The sequence below is a fragment of the Candidatus Bathyarchaeota archaeon genome (assembly GCA_026014745.1).
Taxonomy (GTDB): Archaea; Thermoproteota; Bathyarchaeia; order Bathyarchaeales; family Bathycorpusculaceae; genus Bathycorpusculum.
In genome coordinates this window covers 928,552-945,977 of record JAOZHS010000001.1, presented here as the reverse complement: position 1 = coordinate 945,977, position 17,426 = coordinate 928,552, and the positions used below count along the sequence as shown (strand labels likewise).

The following is a 17,426-nucleotide window of genomic DNA, read 5'->3' as shown; positions in this document are numbered from 1 at the left end:
CTAAATTGATAAAAATTGTCTGCCCTAACGACTGAGAATCGGTTAAAAACCGCCTTGGGCGGCTTTGTGGCCTTCGCTGGTTTTGTAACCTTGGTAATAGCGGTTTTAATTGCCGTAGGTGCAGCTGATTTCAGCAGCTTACTCACAAACCAATTTTTATTGGCTGCCGTAGCGTTCATTGGTTTTTTGGATGTCTTCTGCGGGTTACTTTTGGCTTTCAACGACAAAAAATTGAGATGGCTAATCGCGCCCCAGAAAAAGAAAACCGATAATTATGTTAAACAGTCCAACGAAGACCCAGAGGCCGACGACCGCTGAACCGCTTTGCGCGGAAAATATTAAGCTGCCTGTTTGGCTACTTATTTCGATAGCAAAAAGGGCTAGAAGTACAAGACCCAACACGGTGCAGGCATATCCAAGGTAGCGGCTGATTTTTTTGGGAAACTGTAGCACTCCAAAGCGTTCTTCTTCTAGCGCTTTCTGAGTGGTTTTCTCCTCTCTTTTTTCTGGAGAAACAACTGGTTTTGAAGGTGCTCTAACCGTAACTTCCCGGTTCTCTTCCTCAGATGACATAAATTTCCCTTCAGGTGGCCGGCTATTGGTAAGTATTGCGGTAGTTAAAACTTTTTTGTACTAAACCGTCCTTCCACAATTATCAGTAAATTTTAAATTCGGTCTAGCTGCTAGAAACACTTACGGGTTAGCGCTTTGTCATACTTAAATGAAAAGAACATTCTGCCCTTCGCAATCTCATCAAGAGAAGATGAAGACGTAGACGAGAACCTTGAGAAAGCCGCAGTATTCTGTTTTGCAGAAATGAGCAGAGAAAAAGGGGGAGGATTTCTCAGAAAACAAAGCGGTGAAAAACTTGTTTTCGTATCAAAAGTTTTCTATCCCTTTTGGCTGGTTCCCTTCAGGGAGCTAACCTTTCTCATAGACGGATTAAACGCTGCCGCCCACATCATCCCCTACTCGGTGCTACCTGACCTCAAATCATTCAAGACCAATCTCAACGGGAAAAAGACAGATTATCATATACATCTAAATTTTCTCTCAGACAACCAAAACTACTTCCAAATCTCCAACGAGGAAAAAAAACTCGAAATAGAAGGACTACTCAACGACGCTGAGTTCACAGAGGAATTTCTTGAGTATTCTAAAGAGGCAAAACAAAAAACTGTACCTGTAACGGACGCTGTTTTTGTCTCGCCCTCTAAAGATAAAGACGCGATTATCGATATGCTTGAAAAAGTGGAAAATCAGAGGCTAAAGTTTTTAGAAGACATCGCCGACCTAAGCGAAATAATTAAGCTACTGAACCTGAGAAGCCAAGAAGCGCAATTTGATTTACGGGAACAGATAAGGTTAACTGAGGAAAAGTTCGGTGCCAAAATCAAGAAGGTCAAGGCTGTCGTGGATGATAGTGTGGCCAAGTTAAACAAGGCTTACACTAACGAGGTCAAAGAAATCTCCTCTAATTATGGGGTGAAGATAACTGCTCTTCAGACGGAAGTTGTCAAGTTCGAGAAGAGCAAAGAGCTTTTAGAGGCAGATATTGAACGGGTGGAGTCGGAAATAAAAACTGCCGCCATCAATAAGGACGATACTGCTGAAGGAAAATGGAAAGAGAAACGCAGTGAACTCAAAGATAAACGTCCAGAGTTGGATTCAAATCTAAAACAGCTAAAAAAGGAAATCCTCAGCGTTGAGGATGACCGCAAAAACGAGCTGTTTCAGCTTAAGCAGAAAAACGATTCTGAAATCAATGAAGCTAAACGGGATTTGTATGAGGTTGAAGCTGCTAGAGACGCGGAAGTCAAGGTTTACCAGAATGAAATCGAGAAGATTGAAGAATTAACGTCAAACATTATCGTCAAAGTCGATGAATTAGCTAAAAACAGGGAGCGAATAGTAATAGAGTTCGACGCGTTAAGCGTCAAACAGAAAAGACAAGAGTACAGCCTCATCTACATGCCGCTCTATTTAGCCTGCTATCAAGCAAAAGCCCAAAAACGCTACGGATACGTTGCGCCCTCCGTGGTTAGCAGCGGCGGTTTTAGTGCGCGTCTAAAAAGTTTGGGGAAAACAAAAATCTCACAGTTCTTCCAACTGAGGTACAAAAAAACCATTCTGATTCTCAACAACTTCATCAAGCTGCTTGACGAGGACGTCGTGTTTAGCCGTGAAACTTTCGAGGCATGCCTCAAAACCAACATGCTCCAAGGAAAAAACCAAGAGGCAATTTTGGAAGGTTTGGGTAAGTTAAAAGAGCAGGATTGGCTGTCAAGTCGAGAATTTGAAGAGTTTAGCGAGGCGGTCTCGTAAACCCTCGGATGACTGTGCCTCAGAATTCTCTGTTTTTCTTTTGATGTGCGCGGTTACGTTGAAGAAGCCAGTTATGATTAAGACAACGGCTAGCACGAGTTGAATGTAGCTGGGCAAAAAGGGCAAGAAGTCAACGACTGAGCCTACGCTGAGCACAGCAGAAACCGCAAGTAAGAAGCCTACGCCGATGCCGATGCCGCCTAAAGCTATTTGCGCTCGGTAGCGACCCACCATGCGCAGATAGTAGCTTACCATAACTATGCCAGTTAGTCCAAGGCTGGAGAATAAAGCATCGATGGCGTTTCCGTCTCCTATCAGGATGGGAACGAACATTAAGGCGATAGAAATAACCAAACCCAGAAGGGGAACAAAGGGATATAGAGGCGTTTTAAACGGTCGGTTCATGTAGGGCTTTGTTTTTCTTAGCCGTATCAGTGAGAGGTTAACAAGGGCAAAGACCAAAAGGGAACCAAAGCTAGCCGCGTAGCCTAAGAAGGGCACAGCGCCCAAAGTGCTTAAGAACATGATGAAAACTACGCCCACTATGGCTGCAATGTGGTAGGTTCCAAATTTTGAGTGAATTGAGAGGAGGATTTTGGGGAAGTAACCGTCTCGGCTCATACCTCGGGCGATGCTGGATTGAACTGACAGCGAGGTACCGATTGCGGATAGACAAGCTGTCATGCCTGCTATGGCGAAGATTATGCTACCGTAACTGCCGAATACTTTGCCTGCTGCAAATGTTAGAAGGGGAGTTTGCGCTAGCGCATCTTGGGGAGATACGGTGCTTACCGCGACGAAGGCAAGTAGGATGTAGATGGGAATTATCATCAGGGCAGAAAGGAGAAGCCCACGGGAGATGTCTCTTTCACTTTTTGACGAGGGCGCATTGGCAACTATAGCGCGTGTTCCAATAAACATAGGAAACACGTAGACTATCGCGGCGAATATCCCTGAGACGCCGGTTGGCAACGTTGACGCTTGAAGGTTTATGGTGTTGATGCCTTCAAAAAAGCCGCCGATGATAAAACCAGCAAAGAGCAAAATGAAGGCTAAAACCACGATGTTACCGACTTGTCTGACGCCTCTTACTTCGAGGATGCCCATTACTAAAACGAGGATAAGAGAAATAAGCCATGCTTGATCCATTACAGCTGTTTGAAGTTGGGGCGAGACAGCTGAGAAAAGATAGGAGAGTTGCAAAACAAACGCCACAGCAGCTAGAGAGGCGGCGAAGATGCTGGCGAGCCATCGCAAACATCCGAAGATAAAGCTGACGTAGCCGCCGTAAGCGGTTTTTATGTAGGTGTATTCGCCTCCAGCTTTAGGCATGGCTGATGATAGCTCGCTGTAACTGAGCATTACTAGAAAGTTTATGAGTCCACCTAATGCCAAAGCGATTAGCATGTCGGGTCCAGCTAGGTGGAAGTAGGCGTAGTCGAGGAGCACGAAAATCTCGAAGCCTATCGCGCCGCTGAGTCCAGCCATAACTATGTCAAATAAACCGATGGGCTTGGACGTTTTTTTCCGGGTTTGGCTTTCGGTAATCATGTCTCCCACCAATCATAAAGCAGGAATAATGCGCTAATCAGAAAAGTCACGCCAAAGATTGTAAACATAACAATGTAAAAGTTCAAGGCTCCAGCAGGTATACCTAACGCGGTAGGGATGCTTAAGACGTTGAAGTACAAAAGCACCGCAAGAAACAGAGTTGCAATGGTCAGTATACCCTGTACCGCTGCGAATATGAATCTAACCGTGACTTTCTTCTTCACGGACCTCTCTCCAGCTAACTCTTCAACTAATTCTGGGAGCATTGAGTATATAATTGATTCGGGAGACAGCACTAAATAGCATCTCCTAACAGCCACAAAGCATACTGATTTTAAAAGATCACAAAAAATTTTATTGAAAAAAAGAAAGAAAGGGAAGATTTGTTTGGTTTAGTTTATGCGTGTTTTCTGAGCAGCAGCAGAGCTAAAACGATGAAACCGACGATAACCAAGACGAATAGACCAGCAATTGCGGGAACGAAGTATGCGTCTGCGACTGATTGTGGAGTTTCTGTTGGAGCTGTGGTAGGTACTGCTTCGTCTACGTTGAATGCGGTTTGTGCGTGTGAGGGGTAGTATGATTCAGAGCCAGCAAAGGTTGCGATTACTGTGTATTTGCCTGGAATGTCAGGTAGCCAGGGCATGCTGTAGCAGCCGTTAGCATCGCTTGTTGCTGTGCCGATTTCGCGGTAGTTGCCGTTGCCGTCGATGACTGCTAATTGAACTTCAACACCTGTGACATCAGTTGGCATGGGTTTCTGCATGTAAACGTAGTCCATCCACGCGGTCATACTTTCGTCTGAGACAGCGGGGACACCGTTTGGAAAGCGTCCAGCTTGCTCATTTTGTGTAGTGCCTGCAGCGATGTCTGTTACTGTGCCTTCGATGAGTACGCTGCTGCCTTGAACTGATACTTTTGGTGAGGCAGTGACGCCAGTTTGGCTTGGGCCTTTGCCGATGGTGTACATCTGCATATCGTATAAGTTCAGATATGTCATGTAGCCATCTGCAATTGCTATGCCGTTATTTGTGCCATATCCATCGATGGTCCAGATTTTGTCGCCACTAGTGGCATTAACGCAGTGGAATTGTACGCCTTTCATGTGTGGTGAATTGGCAGAGTGCTCAGTTGTATACAAGAAGACTTTGCCGTCAGCAATTGCGCCTATACCAAGTGGATAACCTGGATAGGATGCATCCAAACCGGCAAATGCAGTATAGTTCCAGAGGTATGCGCCAGTCTTAAGGTCGTAGCAGTAAAGTACTCCTGCGTATCCAGCAGAGTAAAGTTTACCATCAGCAACTGCAAATCTTGTAAGGCCAACATCAGCATAATAGTTGAAAGCTGCTTCTGTTTCAGTTTCCCATAGTTTTGTGCCATTGTCGATGCTGAAGCCAAGCCATTTGATTTCTTCTTTGTCAAACATAGTGAATACGCGAGACGTTGGGTCTACATATTCGCTCATGAACACAGGTGCAAAGCTTAAGGTGATGTTGCCTGCGGGTGCATCATAGTTTTTCATCCATAGCATTTGTCCTCTGCTTTCGGGTTTTAGACTTATTGCCCAAACTGTGTAGGGACTCCAACTGCTGCCAGGGGTGGGAAGTGTGCCGTTGCTGCCGAGTAATATGTCGTCGTTGATGACTGCTTGTATGGTTGCGCCAGTCATGAGTTGGGGTATTGAAACGTTCCAAGTGTAGCCGTCGCCAGCATTAACTGTCTTACCTATAGGTCGCCACTGATTATAGCCAGTACTGGTATAATCGGTAGAGACTGTTGAACCTGTTAATCCGTGTGCTGCAGTGTTATTCCAAAGAGCCAACCATTTGCCGCTTGCGTTGAGGACATAGCGTAATATTTCTCCGTTTGGACCGTAAGATAGAGTGCCTGCAGGAACGTTTGTCTCAGTGAACAGCCAAGCACCAGTCATGGGGTCATATGCTGTCATTGTAATGTTTGAAGAACCAGAAGATGCCCATAAGTAGCCGTTACGGATGACACCGTGCTGGTTGATTGACTCGTAATCATATAGTTGACCAAACGATGGGCTGACCGTGTAATTCTGCCACCAGATTTCTTCGCCAGTAAGCAGATCTACGCAGGCATATCCGCCGCCACTTCTAGAGGTACTCAGCGGCACAGCATAGTAGAGTCGTCCTTGGATGATTAGCGGACCATTGAATACCCCTTCATATGCAGTTCCGTCGTAATATGTTGCGGCTTCGATACCTGTTTGTGACGGGTCTCCGCCGACCACACCACCGAACGCATATGGTTTTGTCCACATTATGTGGGCGCTGTTGGGTGCACTACCGCCTGCCTGATATTTCCCGTATATCTGGGGAGAACCAAGCCAGTTTGATGCAATCGTGTACCAGGGAGTATTTTGGCCATCAATTGGACGTGTCCAGTATTCGGTTGGTAATGGGTAGTTGATTGGGTCGGGTAGCTGCTCTTCCTGCACTGTGAGGGTCGTTGTTGCGCTGCTTGCCAGATAAGTATCGTTAATGGCAATGTTATAGTTGTATATGCCTGTTCCGTTGCTTCCAGTAATTACTTGGGGTCCGAAACGAGCAGTGAATGTGTAAGTGCCAGTTTCTTCAGGTGTAAAGGCGTAAAAGCTTCCACCGACAGGGTCAGAAGTGAAGGGTCCCTTGGTTGTTGTTGTATTGTCAGGTGCCTTGATATCAAGGAAGAAGAACCAGCGGTCACCGGCATAACCGGCTGCGGTTGGCATGACTTTGTCAATCCAGAACACTATGTTAGCGGTTTGACCGACTCCAATTGGGTCGGGTGCAGCACTGACGTAGGCGTATGTGGGCATTTTCCATGCAGGGTCATGAGCGTTAGCACTGGGTGTAACAGCGAAAAGCGGTATGGCAATAGCTAATAGCAAAAGAATAGCGAAAATTGTAGGTTTACATTTAGTTTTTTGTATTTTCATATTGATTTCTCTCTCTTTTGAAGAGTGGAACCTGAATTGTTTCTGAAGGAAATATTAGACTCACTCACATATCGTGAGTAAGAAAAGTGTTAATTTTTCAGGAGTTAACCCTCTTCAGAAAGCGTTTAAGACCGCTACGCTACAAAAGATTATTTGCCTGCTCAAAGGGCAGTTATCAAAATCGGAAGAAAAGCAACGTATCAAAAGAGGAAAATTATTGAGACAAAGTTTACCAAAACGTCTGAGACAATGCACAGTCCACAAATGATTTATTCAAATAAAGTCGCGCCAACAATACATTAATTAGGAAACAATTTGAATGTTAGAACAGATGGCCATTAAAATTGATGAATTAAATCTCCAAATTCTGTCAGATTTGCTTAGCGATGGCAGGAAAACATTTGCAGAAATTGCACAAGAAAACGACACCTCCAAAGAGGTTATCGCCAAGAGATTCAAACAACTAAAAGCCAGAGGGGTAATCTTAGGCTTCACTACCCAAAACAGCGCTCGATGCTACGGTGGCAGCTTCGTCGCTAACATCTTACTTAACGTTCAAAGAGGAAAGGTGTTTGAGGTACAGGAGAAAGTAAAAGAAGTTCCCCACGTTATCCACGCATATCCCCTTACAGTTCAGCAAGCCGTCTCAACCGAAGTAGCATTAAACAACATAACAGAGTTAGACGAAACGAAAAAACTAATTCATAAGCAACCCTTCGTGCTCGATACCGAAGTGACAATTTGGACTGGAGCAAGGAACATGCCTGAAAACCTGTCCGTTTTTAACAGATGCCCAGTTAGAAAAAAAACGGTTTCAAGGGAAACGGCCCTTTCTAAAAGGAAACCAAGAGTAGAAATCGACGAAATCGACAGGGCAATCATAGACAAGTTGGCAGTTAATGGGCGCATAGCGTTTGCCGAAATCGCAAAACCGATTGGTGTGTCAACCGAAACCATTGTAAGACGGTATGAAAGGCTTAAAGAAAGCGGCGACCTAAGAGTGGTTGTTCAAATAGACCCTAACAAAATTGGGTACTTTGCCTTTGCAGCGTTCACGTTATCTTTCTCTCAAGAGGCACTTGCTGAAAATATCGAGAAAATCTCGCAGACCCCCGATGTGAATAGAATAATCACGGCTGCCGGTTTTCATGACTTAACCTACACTCTTATGATCCGCGATATTGAGCATTTCTTAGAAATGCAAGACCAGATGGTTTCCTTGCCTAACATAAGAAAAATTAACGTTGGAATGGCCAGAATGTTTTGTCCGTGGCCTATGCAAAGAGAATTCATCTCAACTTTTTAGAATCGACCACTTAACCATCAGACACACAAACGTATTTAGCCCCTGCGGCAATGGGCTTAGGAATGTTTGATTAACACGAGCGCGGCGACTTCTATCCAGAGCAAGATTGAGCCTATCGAGAGACGCTCTGCCAAACCTGCATATGGCGTCATAATTGAGGCGGCTCCGAATCCGCCAAGGATCAATGCAATCGGAAACCAGATAAGGCAGAATTGCCCGAACCGTTTCCAATCAGGGTTTTTTCGCAAGGTTAAGCCGTAGATGAGCACGGAAGCGAGGGAGGTAAAGGCGGTCACGGATGCAATAACTACATGCATTGTTCCTGTGAAGGTGGTTGGGGGTCCTTGGGGGTAATCTTGTGGGAACCAGAAAAGCACTAATCCAGCTATCGCTGCGATGGCTAAAAATACTGCACCCCAAACGGCTTTACCGCGTCTAATCCCGAAAAATAGCCCTACAGATAGAAGCAAAACGAACACGTTGTAGATGGCAAATAGTGGCACCATAATGTTTTGATTAGGTGCACCAGCGGAGGTCAAGGTGCTTACGGTTTCGCTGTAATGCGAGTAACCCGACCAGAGATACCCACCGACGATTACCGCGACCAGATAGAAAAGGGGGGCTAAAGCGCCAAAAACGCCTAGGATGAAAGTTTTAGAAGACCGCATAAAGAAGTATCCATGCATTGGAAACTATCCTTTAGGACAGATTTATGGGCTTCTACAGGTTGTCAAAAAAGGAAATGCGTGGCGAGATTTGCTGGAGCCCCGGGAACGAAAGGAAACTGAAACAGAAAGAACACCAATTATTGGTATTCCAAGGCCCTTTCAGCTTCTCGCCACTGCAGAGTGGAAAGAGGAAATAAGCCGACGTGCGTCGAGGAATATGCATGCAATTTGAGGAGAAAGGAAGTCAGAGCCACGCGACTTAAGTCTGAGAGTTCAGGCATGTTTCCCCATTTCCTAAAGACTGGGAGTTCTAGGATTATTAAGGAGTTTTTCACAATTATTGCCAGATTTTACCCAAATCATAATAGGCTTAAACCACAAAAAACGCTAAACAATAAAGACCCATACAAAAAATTCGGAAGTAACAAAGTTAGATTTTGATAGGCAAAGCGGCACCTAAAAGATAATCAGGGCACGCAAACGATGGCTTACTCGTCTCCCAATCAAAGAAGAAAAATGTATTTGAAAAGTAAAGTTATGGGTTGAGGTACTCTTTGAGGAGGTTCCAGTAATTTTCTGTCCAGCCTTCGGCAAGCTCATACTCCTGCATTTTAGGCACGTTAGAATGAACCAGCGTGATTTCGGTTCCTTCGGGGACTGCACGGAAAGTTAACTCCAGCTTAGAGGGACCATAGCCTTCCTCCCAATCGGTAGTGGTCCATTCTTGAACGACACGTTTACCGTCTTCGAGAGCGAGGTATTTGCCGAAGATGTAGCCGTCCCATGCGCTGAATTTGCCGCCGACTGAGGGTTTGCCTGTGGCTTTACTTTCGGTGAATTCGGATTGTTTTTTGGGGTCAACGTAAGCGTCGTAGACTTGTTTGGGAGACACTTTTGGGATAATTAAGGTTTGTTTTATGGTTGTGACTTCTAGTTTCAAGCGGGCACCAATTATTCAATGAGCATAGGGGTCTTTTAACTGTACCTCTACCATTACGGCAAAGAGGAATTTTTTAAGCAAGATTTTGCGTATTGAATAACAGTATAAAAAACTTAAATGTAGAAACCAAACAACATAACAATATGCAACCGCCTGCTAAACCAGACGAGGAAAAAGTTCTTATTTCGATAACTGTAAGCCGCAAAAAGAGAAAAATAGCCTACAAAGTCCACTGCGCCAAAGAAGTAAAAAATGAAGAATTAGCCCACTACCTCGACGAGATAATCGAGGGCATATGCACCTGGAAACCCGCCATATGCGAGGACACCTTCAAAAGTGTAGCTGAACCCTTAACCCAGCAAAATAAAGAAGAGAGCCCTAACAAACCTAAGCCTAAAACGGAAAAATAGGGTTTTGGGATAGGCTAAAAGTGCATGCAAGTCAGTGTTTTAATCTAAAAGCATTTTTACCTTACTAATATTAATATTAAATAGGGCAGACCCCTCTTAGTATATTTGAGGAGGTTTTATGGGATTATTGCGAGACTCTAAAAAAGAGTTCCCCAGCATCCTCGACAGCGCCTACGACCAATACAAAAAAGACTTAGAACGCTACAAACTAGTCCAAGAAATAATGACCCCTAAAGTATACACCATACCCCCCGAAGAATCCATGGGGCAAGCCGCAAAAGTCATGGGGCTAAAACACATCGGCAGCTTGGTTGTCAAAAAATATGAAACCCCCGTGGGCATAATCACCGAAAGGGACCTCTTAACAAAAATTTTAGCTCAAGGAAAAAACCCCAACGACATCACAGTAGAAGAACTCATGTCCTACCCCCTAGTGAGCGTGTGCATAAACGCCAAAATCAAAGAAGCCGCGCAGATGATGATAAAAAAGAAATGCCGCCTCACCGTGCAAGACTGCAACAAACTCATGGGCATCGTGACCGCCTCAGACTTAATCCGTAGCTTACCGGAAATACCCGAAACAGAGGCGCTCGTAGACGATTTCATGACGCGGGAAGTAGAAACCGTCGAACACACAATATCAGTCGGTGAAGTCGTAAAAACCATGGGCGACAAACGCATCGGAAGCGTGATTATAACCAAAAACGAAAAACTATCAGGCATATTCACCGAACGCGACCTGCTCAACGCGTTTCTAGTCAACCCCGACGCTATGGAGGCAACCGTGGGTTCCTACGCGACTTCACAACTGGTGACGGTACTTTCAGGGATAAGTGTACATAAAGCGGCGACGGTTATGGCTATGAAGCAGATTCGACGCTTACCTATACTCAAAGACAACAAACTCGTCGGCATCATCACTGCACGCGACCTAGTCGAAGCTTACGCAAAATAAGGGTGCTGATGCGGAAGAGATTTTAGCCTTGACCGCAAATCTTTCGGTTATGGGACGATGTACAAGAACTGTGGGTGAAAGACGCCTCGGAAGAACCATCTACAAACTGGGCAACAGCGTCGAACTCAGCAGCAAAGAAGGCAAAGCCAAACTGGCAGAGCAAAACTACAAAGAAAAAGCGCAGACTTCAGATGGTTATGGGGAGGATTCTCCAGTGCAGAACTTGCGTGATGCGTCGTCGTGGAAAAAGAAAAGCCCATAAATATCCTGTGGCGATTTTTGTTAGCTATTTAGCGGTGTGCCGCTTTCTTCACATTTGATACAGAAGTTCATATAGGAAGTTTTTTAAATTTGCGTTAACCTGACTTAATATGTATTAAGTTACTGCCCAAACGGTGCGGCATAGATTAATTTAACGCTGAAAGGGTTTTGGGCAAATGCTTAATAAATCCCAGTGAATTTTGACATGACAGGGAAGCGAAAAGATGGGTTTAGATGATATCATTAAAGTTATTTATGCACCGCAGAAAGCATTCAAAAGCATCACAGCGAACCCCAAATATTTGGGCGCCATCATAATCTTGGTGCTTTTCATCGGTTTACAAATCGGCTACGAGTACTCGCAGATTTCTAAAACGCAAATCGAGCAGAGTTCTCCGCCGCTAGGTTACTCCTCCGTTTTCACGAATTCAACCATGTGGACGACTGGTTCAGGCTCCTCGGTCAGTAACAATTACGCTGCGTTCTTCAACTACACCGTTTATGAAGCGGGTTACGGGTTGATTCCTGAGCTGTTTGGAAACAGCAGCCTCGCCATCACCGGCAACGGAAATGTGGAGGCTACCCTCAATGCCGCGTCAGCGTTAAGCAGCATACCCAACTACGCCAACGTAAACGTTGATTGCAGCGGCTCCACAGGCTTCACTAACCTAACCATGATTCTGCAACAGGTTTCACCCAATGCTGCGCCTCAAAGCGCCACCGTGACCCTCTACTCGCTAAACACCGCCAACTATTACACTTACGATTTAACCGGCACCCTCTCCAACATGACCGCAAACGGATTATGGAACAATTACACGATACAAGTTGGCCCCAACGCAGACGGCTGGACCGCTTCTGGTTCTCCTATGTGGAGCAACATTACCTCGGTAAAGTTCCAATTCACTTACCCCGCGGACTCTAACGTAAGCGTCAACATCGGTGCCCTATTCTTCGGCGGTCAATACAAAACACTCATTGAACTTAACAGCACGGGCTTCCTTCTTAACTTCCTGCAGCAATTCTCACTACAGTTCCTCTTCACATGGTTCCTCATGACGGTGATGCTCTATGTGTTCTTTAAAGGTCTGAAAACCGAAATCACATGGAAACCGATTTTCCTTGCCTTAGGATTCGCACTCTTTGTCATGGTTATACGCGCCGCAATTAACCTCATCGCCACGTTGACTTTGCCCACAATGTATTATCCGTTTGACGTGTGGCCTGGACTTAGCTTAACACCTTACGGAGCGATATTCTATCCCTCAGGCGCAGGAAGCTCCCTGTTTGCGTCGTCACAAGCCGCCATCGCAACTACTTCAGCTAATAATGCCATCTTCTCAGGCATAACCGTTACCATGTTCTTTTTATCCTATGTGTGGCTGGCAATCCTTGCCGTCATACTGGTAGGCACGGTAAAACCAGAGTTTTCGCCTGTTAAACGCATCGGCATAGGCGCCGTCAGCGTCGCCGTAACGCTTATCGCGTTGCTTTTCCTTGGCGTAGGCGCATAATTCATCCCTTCTTTTCCTTTTTTTGTGTTTTTTTGGTTTAGCCGCTTGTTTGTAGGCAAGATTTATATTTTTGTAAGATAGAACCGTTAAGCGAACAGCTTAGGAGCAGAATTAGTAATGGTCGCGATTAAGGATTTACAAGATGGAATGAAGCGGGTCAGTGTTGAAGCTCAAGTCGTCGAGAAAGGTGACGCCCGCGAAGTTAAATCACGATACAAAGATGAAACCTACCGAATAGTTGACGCAGTCGTCGCCGACGAAACAGGTAGCATAAAATTGACATTATGGAACGAGCAGATTGACTTGGTGAATGTAGGCGACAAAATTAAAATCGAAAACGGCTACATTACCAGCTTCAAGAGCGAAATCCAACTTAACGTTGGAAAATTCGGCAAATTAACTGTCGAATAAACTCTCCACACTCTATTTTGATGTTTTCTTTTGTTAGTCAAGAAAATTTGACTAAACCAAAATGAGCAAAACCGATTTTTAGTCAAGAAACCTTGACTGAAACCCATAAATCTCGTCTTAACAGACCCTAAATCATGAAACTCCACGGTCTCATAGGTCTCATACTGATTGTTCTGTGCCTATCTCTGATTAGCCCCTTTGCCTCTTTAACTGAGGCGCAACGCAATCAAGGCGGCATCTACATAAAAGAAGATGGCTCCATCCAAGGCACCAGCAACATCCGCCAAGACGGAGAAACCTACATGTTCACGGATGACTTTTTGGGTCCCCTCTACGTGGAAAAAGACGACATCGTGATTGATGGGGCAGGTTTCACAGTTACGGGTCGATATGGTCGGGGTATCGTTCTTGAGGGAAGACAAGGAGTAACCCTGCGGAATGCTCAAGTGAAACTTGATGGCGGCTACATGGTGGACTTAACTAATGCATCTGACTGTGTAATCGAGTCAAACATCTTAACAGGAACGCCCGAAGGGATTATGTTTGGTCCCATTGGCATAAACTTCCTTCACTCTCAGGGCATAGTCGTCAAAAACAATGTTCTGACCAACTTTTTCTACGGATTATCCCTGCAGTCAACCAGCGGCAACACCATAACCAATAACGTTCTAACCGATGGTGTCTTAGGCATTGATTTGAGCCAAGCTGATGACTGTCTATTTCGGGATAACCGTTTAGTCAACTGTGACTTTGGCGTCGGCGGCTTATCGGGCGGTGCCTACCTAAACGACCTTGACACCTCCAACACGGTAGACGGGAAACCAATCTATTACTTTACCAACATCCAAGACCAAGTGGTGCCCACTGATGGCGACACAATCGTTTTGGCTAATTGCCAAAACATCATCATCCAAGACACCAGCCCCAAATCCATTAACCTCTTCTCAACTCACAACGTCACCATAAGCAATGTCTTCCTTTCTGACCCCAGCACCGCAGGCATAGAACTCGTAGCCTGCACAAACATAAACATCCTCAACAGCAACATCGATGGCTCCGCAATCGGCATACGCCTAACCAATTCCTCGGACAACCGCATCGTGGACAACACCATCGCCAACACCAGAACACGCGGATTAACATTAACCAACTCAGATAGTAACGTCATAGCAGGCAACACCTTCACAGGCAACAGCCAAGCTGTAGGCCAAATTGGGCTTACACCTTCAGAAGGCAACTTGATAGCAACAAACACATTTACCGACAACGCCAACGCCTTAACCATCCAAGGAGCCACAACCATCAAAGACAACACCTTCCAAAACAATGGCGTGGCAATCTCTTTCTCGGAGAGTTCAGGCAGCACCATAACCCAAAACACCTTCGAGGGCAACAGGATGGCGCTTTACTTTTCTTCGTCTTCATATAACACGATTTACCGCAACAATTTCCTCCACAACGACCGCCAAGTCGTGGACGCTGGAGAAAACGGCACCTCCACTTTGTCCACAACTGCAACGGTTGGTTCAGGCAAGGTGCAGTTGTTAGCGGCATATGTCAGCGGCGTCAACTTTTTCCCTCCACCACCCCTATCCACCAACTACTACGACTACGGCGCTGAAGGCAACTACTGGATAGACTATGCCCCTAGCGACCAAGACCACAACGGCATAAGCGACACCCCCTACACAATCTATGCTAACAACACCGACCGCTATCCCCTCACAAAACCCGTCCCAATCCCGATGAAATCTGCAGACAACTATGTCCTATCCACTCCAAACGACATCTTGACTAAAGTAAACGAAACGCCGAGCGGTTCAGAGTTAACGTTTACCCTCTGCGTCTTTGCTGTGCTAGGAGCAGGGTTCGCTGTGGGTGTGGGTCTGGTGCTTTACCAAAAAAACCAAACACACAAACCCCAACCATCCATTTGACTATACCTTACCCTTTTTTTGGGACAGAAAAACCTGCAGAATCTTAAGCTGATTTATAGTTTAAAATAAGGGAGAGGTAGGTCCGCATGCTATCATTACCCGCCGAAGAGCGTTTTCTCCTCAAAACTGCATAACCCTGATTTTGCGTTGTTGCTAGACAAAACTTATTAATCCAAATTGAGGGGTCATTTTGAAGTTTGTAGGGAAGCAAATTGCAGTTTGAACTTATCTCGCCATATAAAATCTCGCCAGGACAAGCGGAAGCCGTCGAGAAATTAACCCACAACTTCACCACAAAAGACAAACAGACGCTTCTAGGCATCACGGGTTCAGGGAAAACCTTCGTTATGGCAAACGTCATCCAAAAACTGCAAAGACCCACCCTTATTTTGGCACACAACAAAACCTTGGCGGCGCAGCTTTATGGCGAACTCAAAGAACTCTTCCCACACAACAGAGTTGAATTCTTCATCTCCTTTTACGATTACTATCAGCCTGAATCGTACCTGCCCGCGCAGGATATGTACATTGAGAAGGACTCCACGGTAAACGATGAAATCGAAAAGATGCGCATGCACGCCGTGTCAAGCATAGTTAGCCGCGACGACACAATCATTGTGGCTTCGATTAGCTGCATTTACAGCTTAGGCAACCCCGACGATTTCCGCACCATGTCCATCAAACTCGAAGTCGGCGCACCCTTAACACGCCAAGAACTCATCCGCCAACTCGTAGACATGCAATACGAACGCAACGACATGGTGCTTGAGCCCGGCAGGTTTCGCGTCCGAGGCGACACAATCGACGTTGTGCCATCCTACGAAAACGACATCATACGAGTCGAATTCGCAGCCAACACCATCAGCAAAATCAAAGAAGTCCACACCTTAACAGGCGACGTCAAAAACAGCGTAGACCGCCTCACCCTCTACCCCGCGCGGCAGTATGTGGTGCCCGAAGAGAAACAGAAGCTGGCACTGGAACATATCCAGCAGGAGCTTGAGACGCGGTTGCAGGAGTTGCCGCCGCTGGAAGCGCAGAGGCTTAAGCAACGCACTAACTATGACCTTGAAATGATTCGGGAAGTCGGCTTCTGCGGGGGGATGGAAAATTATAGCCGCCACTTCGACGGACGCCGACCCGGAGTGCCACCCTTCACGCTGATAGATTACTTCCCCAAAGACTACCTCCTAATCATCGACGAAAGCCACCAAACCATCCCCCAAGCCCGAGGCATGTACAACGGCGACTACAGCCGCAAAAAGAACCTCGTCGACTTCGGCTTCCGCCTCCCCAGCGCACTCGACAACCGCCCCCTACGCTTCGAAGAATTCGAAGAAAAGATGGGTCGGGTTCTCTTTACCTCAGCAACCCCCGCTGAATACGAACTCGAAAAAAGCGGCGCCCCAGTCGAGTTAATCACGCGACCCACGGGGCTGCTGGATCCTGAGGTGGAGATGCGCCCCATTGAGGGTCAGATGCGGGACCTCATGAAAGAAGCAAAAACCACCATAGCGCGGGGCGACCGCGTGCTGGTCACCACACTCACCAAACGTATGGCAGAGGACTTGGCAGATTATCTTGTGAAGGAGGGTTTCCGCGTGCGCTACATGCACAGCGAAATCGAGAGCCTTGACCGCATTGAACTGGTGCGGCAGCTTCGCGTCGGCGAATTTGACATACTCGTCGGCATCAACTTGCTGCGCGAAGGGCTCGACATACCCGAGGTGGCGACGATATTCATCCTTGACGCTGACAAAGAGGGCTTTCTGCGCGATGAACGCAGCCTCATCCAAACCATCGGACGCGCCGCACGCAACGTCAACGGCAAAGTCATCCTCTACGCCGACAACCAAACCCAATCCATCAAAAAAGCCATGGAAACCACGTGGTACCGCCGAAACTTCCAAAAACGCTACAACCAACAACACGGCATCACACCCAAAACCATCATCAAGGGCGTTTCTCACAAAGAAGGAGTCATCAAAGGCACCAAACACCTGCCCAAATCGGACATGCGACGCCAAATCATCGAGTTAGATGCCAAGATGCGGGAAGCCGCCGAGAAGCTGGACTTCGAAAAAGCCATCCAGTACCGCGACGCCATAGCCGAACTTAACCGCGCGTTGGCTAAGAAGGAGGAAAATGGGGCGGTACACGCGGAAATTTAGAGGTTTGATGCAATAAAGTTCTAATCCCAC

General features: G+C 46.2%; 16 protein-coding genes. 9 read left to right on the top strand and 7 right to left on the bottom strand.

Features of this window, described 5'->3' with window-relative positions; all coding sequences use genetic code 11:
• Nucleotides 1–240: 240 nt before the first annotated feature.
• Nucleotides 241–573, bottom strand: a complete 333-nt coding sequence (locus NWE92_05095) for a hypothetical protein (GenBank protein MCW4029007.1) — start codon at nt 571–573, stop codon at nt 241–243.
• A 135-nt stretch (nt 574–708) separates the two neighbouring features.
• Here NWE92_05095 and NWE92_05090 point away from each other — a divergent pair, with 135 nt between their 5' ends.
• Nucleotides 709–2,325: a hypothetical protein gene (locus NWE92_05090; protein MCW4029006.1), complete on the top strand. Its 1,617-nt coding sequence runs from the start codon at nt 709–711 to the stop codon at nt 2,323–2,325.
• Here NWE92_05090 and NWE92_05085 read toward each other — a convergent pair.
• The 3 genes from NWE92_05085 to NWE92_05075 form a co-directional block, all read right to left on the bottom strand.
• Nucleotides 2,284–3,876 carry an APC family permease gene (locus tag NWE92_05085; protein ID MCW4029005.1) on the bottom strand — a complete coding sequence of 531 codons (1,593 nt, stop codon included), beginning with the start codon at nt 3,874–3,876 and terminating at the stop codon, nt 2,284–2,286. The genes NWE92_05090 and NWE92_05085 overlap by 42 nt on opposite strands.
• Entirely contained in the window at nt 3,873–4,172 is a 300-nt protein-coding gene (locus tag NWE92_05080; GenBank protein MCW4029004.1) for a hypothetical protein, read from the bottom strand. Before NWE92_05080 ends, NWE92_05085 begins: the two co-directional genes overlap by 4 nt.
• A gap of 101 nt (nt 4,173–4,273) precedes the next feature.
• The gene (locus NWE92_05075) at nt 4,274–6,775 is read right to left on the bottom strand and encodes a PQQ-binding-like beta-propeller repeat protein (protein MCW4029003.1); all 2,502 of its coding nucleotides are present in this window, start codon (nt 6,773–6,775) and stop codon (nt 4,274–4,276) included.
• Nucleotides 6,776–7,142: 367 nt separating this feature from the next.
• Between NWE92_05075 and NWE92_05070 the strand changes: the two genes are divergently transcribed.
• Nucleotides 7,143–8,129 carry an Lrp/AsnC family transcriptional regulator gene (locus NWE92_05070; GenBank protein MCW4029002.1) on the top strand — a complete coding sequence of 329 codons (987 nt, stop codon included), beginning with the start codon at nt 7,143–7,145 and terminating at the stop codon, nt 8,127–8,129.
• Nucleotides 8,130–8,185: 56 nt separating this feature from the next.
• Here NWE92_05070 and NWE92_05065 read toward each other — a convergent pair whose 3' ends face one another.
• From NWE92_05065 to NWE92_05055, 3 genes are all read right to left on the bottom strand, one after another.
• Nucleotides 8,186–8,815 (bottom strand): DUF998 domain-containing protein, encoded by a 630-nt coding sequence (locus tag NWE92_05065; GenBank protein MCW4029001.1) that lies wholly within the window; start codon nt 8,813–8,815, stop codon nt 8,186–8,188.
• Between the two features lie 119 nt (nt 8,816–8,934).
• Entirely contained in the window at nt 8,935–9,132 is a 198-nt protein-coding gene (locus tag NWE92_05060) for a hypothetical protein (protein ID MCW4029000.1), read from the bottom strand.
• Between the two features lie 200 nt (nt 9,133–9,332).
• A complete protein-coding gene (locus NWE92_05055) occupies nt 9,333–9,737 on the bottom strand; it encodes an SRPBCC domain-containing protein (protein MCW4028999.1) in 405 nt (134 codons plus the stop codon).
• 143 nt (nt 9,738–9,880) lie between these two features.
• On the opposite strand from NWE92_05055, the gene NWE92_05050 reads away from it, so the two are divergent.
• The 7 genes from NWE92_05050 (at nt 9,881) to uvrB (ending at nt 17,396) form a co-directional block, all read left to right on the top strand.
• Nucleotides 9,881–10,147 carry a hypothetical protein gene (locus NWE92_05050; GenBank protein MCW4028998.1) on the top strand — a complete coding sequence of 89 codons (267 nt, stop codon included), beginning with the start codon at nt 9,881–9,883 and terminating at the stop codon, nt 10,145–10,147.
• Nucleotides 10,148–10,265: 118 nt separating this feature from the next.
• The gene (locus NWE92_05045; protein MCW4028997.1) at nt 10,266–11,102 is read left to right on the top strand and encodes a CBS domain-containing protein; all 837 of its coding nucleotides are present in this window, start codon (nt 10,266–10,268) and stop codon (nt 11,100–11,102) included.
• 28 nt (nt 11,103–11,130) lie between these two features.
• Nucleotides 11,131–11,364 carry a hypothetical protein gene (locus NWE92_05040; protein ID MCW4028996.1) on the top strand — a complete coding sequence of 78 codons (234 nt, stop codon included), beginning with the start codon at nt 11,131–11,133 and terminating at the stop codon, nt 11,362–11,364.
• A 223-nt stretch (nt 11,365–11,587) separates the two neighbouring features.
• Nucleotides 11,588–12,877 carry a hypothetical protein gene (locus NWE92_05035; protein ID MCW4028995.1) on the top strand — a complete coding sequence of 430 codons (1,290 nt, stop codon included), beginning with the start codon at nt 11,588–11,590 and terminating at the stop codon, nt 12,875–12,877.
• Nucleotides 12,878–12,994: 117 nt separating this feature from the next.
• Nucleotides 12,995–13,288, top strand: coding sequence for an OB-fold nucleic acid binding domain-containing protein (locus NWE92_05030; protein ID MCW4028994.1), 294 nt, complete (start codon nt 12,995–12,997; stop codon nt 13,286–13,288).
• 134 nt (nt 13,289–13,422) lie between these two features.
• On the top strand, nt 13,423–15,225 hold the full coding sequence (locus NWE92_05025) for a right-handed parallel beta-helix repeat-containing protein (protein ID MCW4028993.1): 1,803 nt from the start codon (nt 13,423–13,425) through the stop codon (nt 15,223–15,225).
• Between the two features lie 212 nt (nt 15,226–15,437).
• The gene (gene uvrB, locus NWE92_05020; GenBank protein MCW4028992.1) at nt 15,438–17,396 is read left to right on the top strand and encodes an excinuclease ABC subunit UvrB; all 1,959 of its coding nucleotides are present in this window, start codon (nt 15,438–15,440) and stop codon (nt 17,394–17,396) included.
• The last annotated feature ends 30 nt before the right edge of the window (nt 17,397–17,426 follow it).

Coding starts and splice junctions, on each gene's coding strand:
- NWE92_05095 (MCW4029007.1), bottom strand. CDS start 573: ATGTCATCTGAGGAAGAGAACCGGGAAGTTACGGTTAGAGCACCTTCA.
- NWE92_05085 (MCW4029005.1), bottom strand. CDS start 3,876: ATGATTACCGAAAGCCAAACCCGGAAAAAAACGTCCAAGCCCATCGGT.
- NWE92_05070 (MCW4029002.1), top strand. CDS start 7,143: ATGTTAGAACAGATGGCCATTAAAATTGATGAATTAAATCTCCAAATT.
- NWE92_05065 (MCW4029001.1), bottom strand. CDS start 8,815: ATGCATGGATACTTCTTTATGCGGTCTTCTAAAACTTTCATCCTAGGC.
- NWE92_05050 (MCW4028998.1), top strand. CDS start 9,881: ATGCAACCGCCTGCTAAACCAGACGAGGAAAAAGTTCTTATTTCGATA.
- NWE92_05045 (MCW4028997.1), top strand. CDS start 10,266: ATGGGATTATTGCGAGACTCTAAAAAAGAGTTCCCCAGCATCCTCGAC.
- NWE92_05035 (MCW4028995.1), top strand. CDS start 11,588: ATGGGTTTAGATGATATCATTAAAGTTATTTATGCACCGCAGAAAGCA.
- NWE92_05030 (MCW4028994.1), top strand. CDS start 12,995: ATGGTCGCGATTAAGGATTTACAAGATGGAATGAAGCGGGTCAGTGTT.
- NWE92_05025 (MCW4028993.1), top strand. CDS start 13,423: ATGAAACTCCACGGTCTCATAGGTCTCATACTGATTGTTCTGTGCCTA.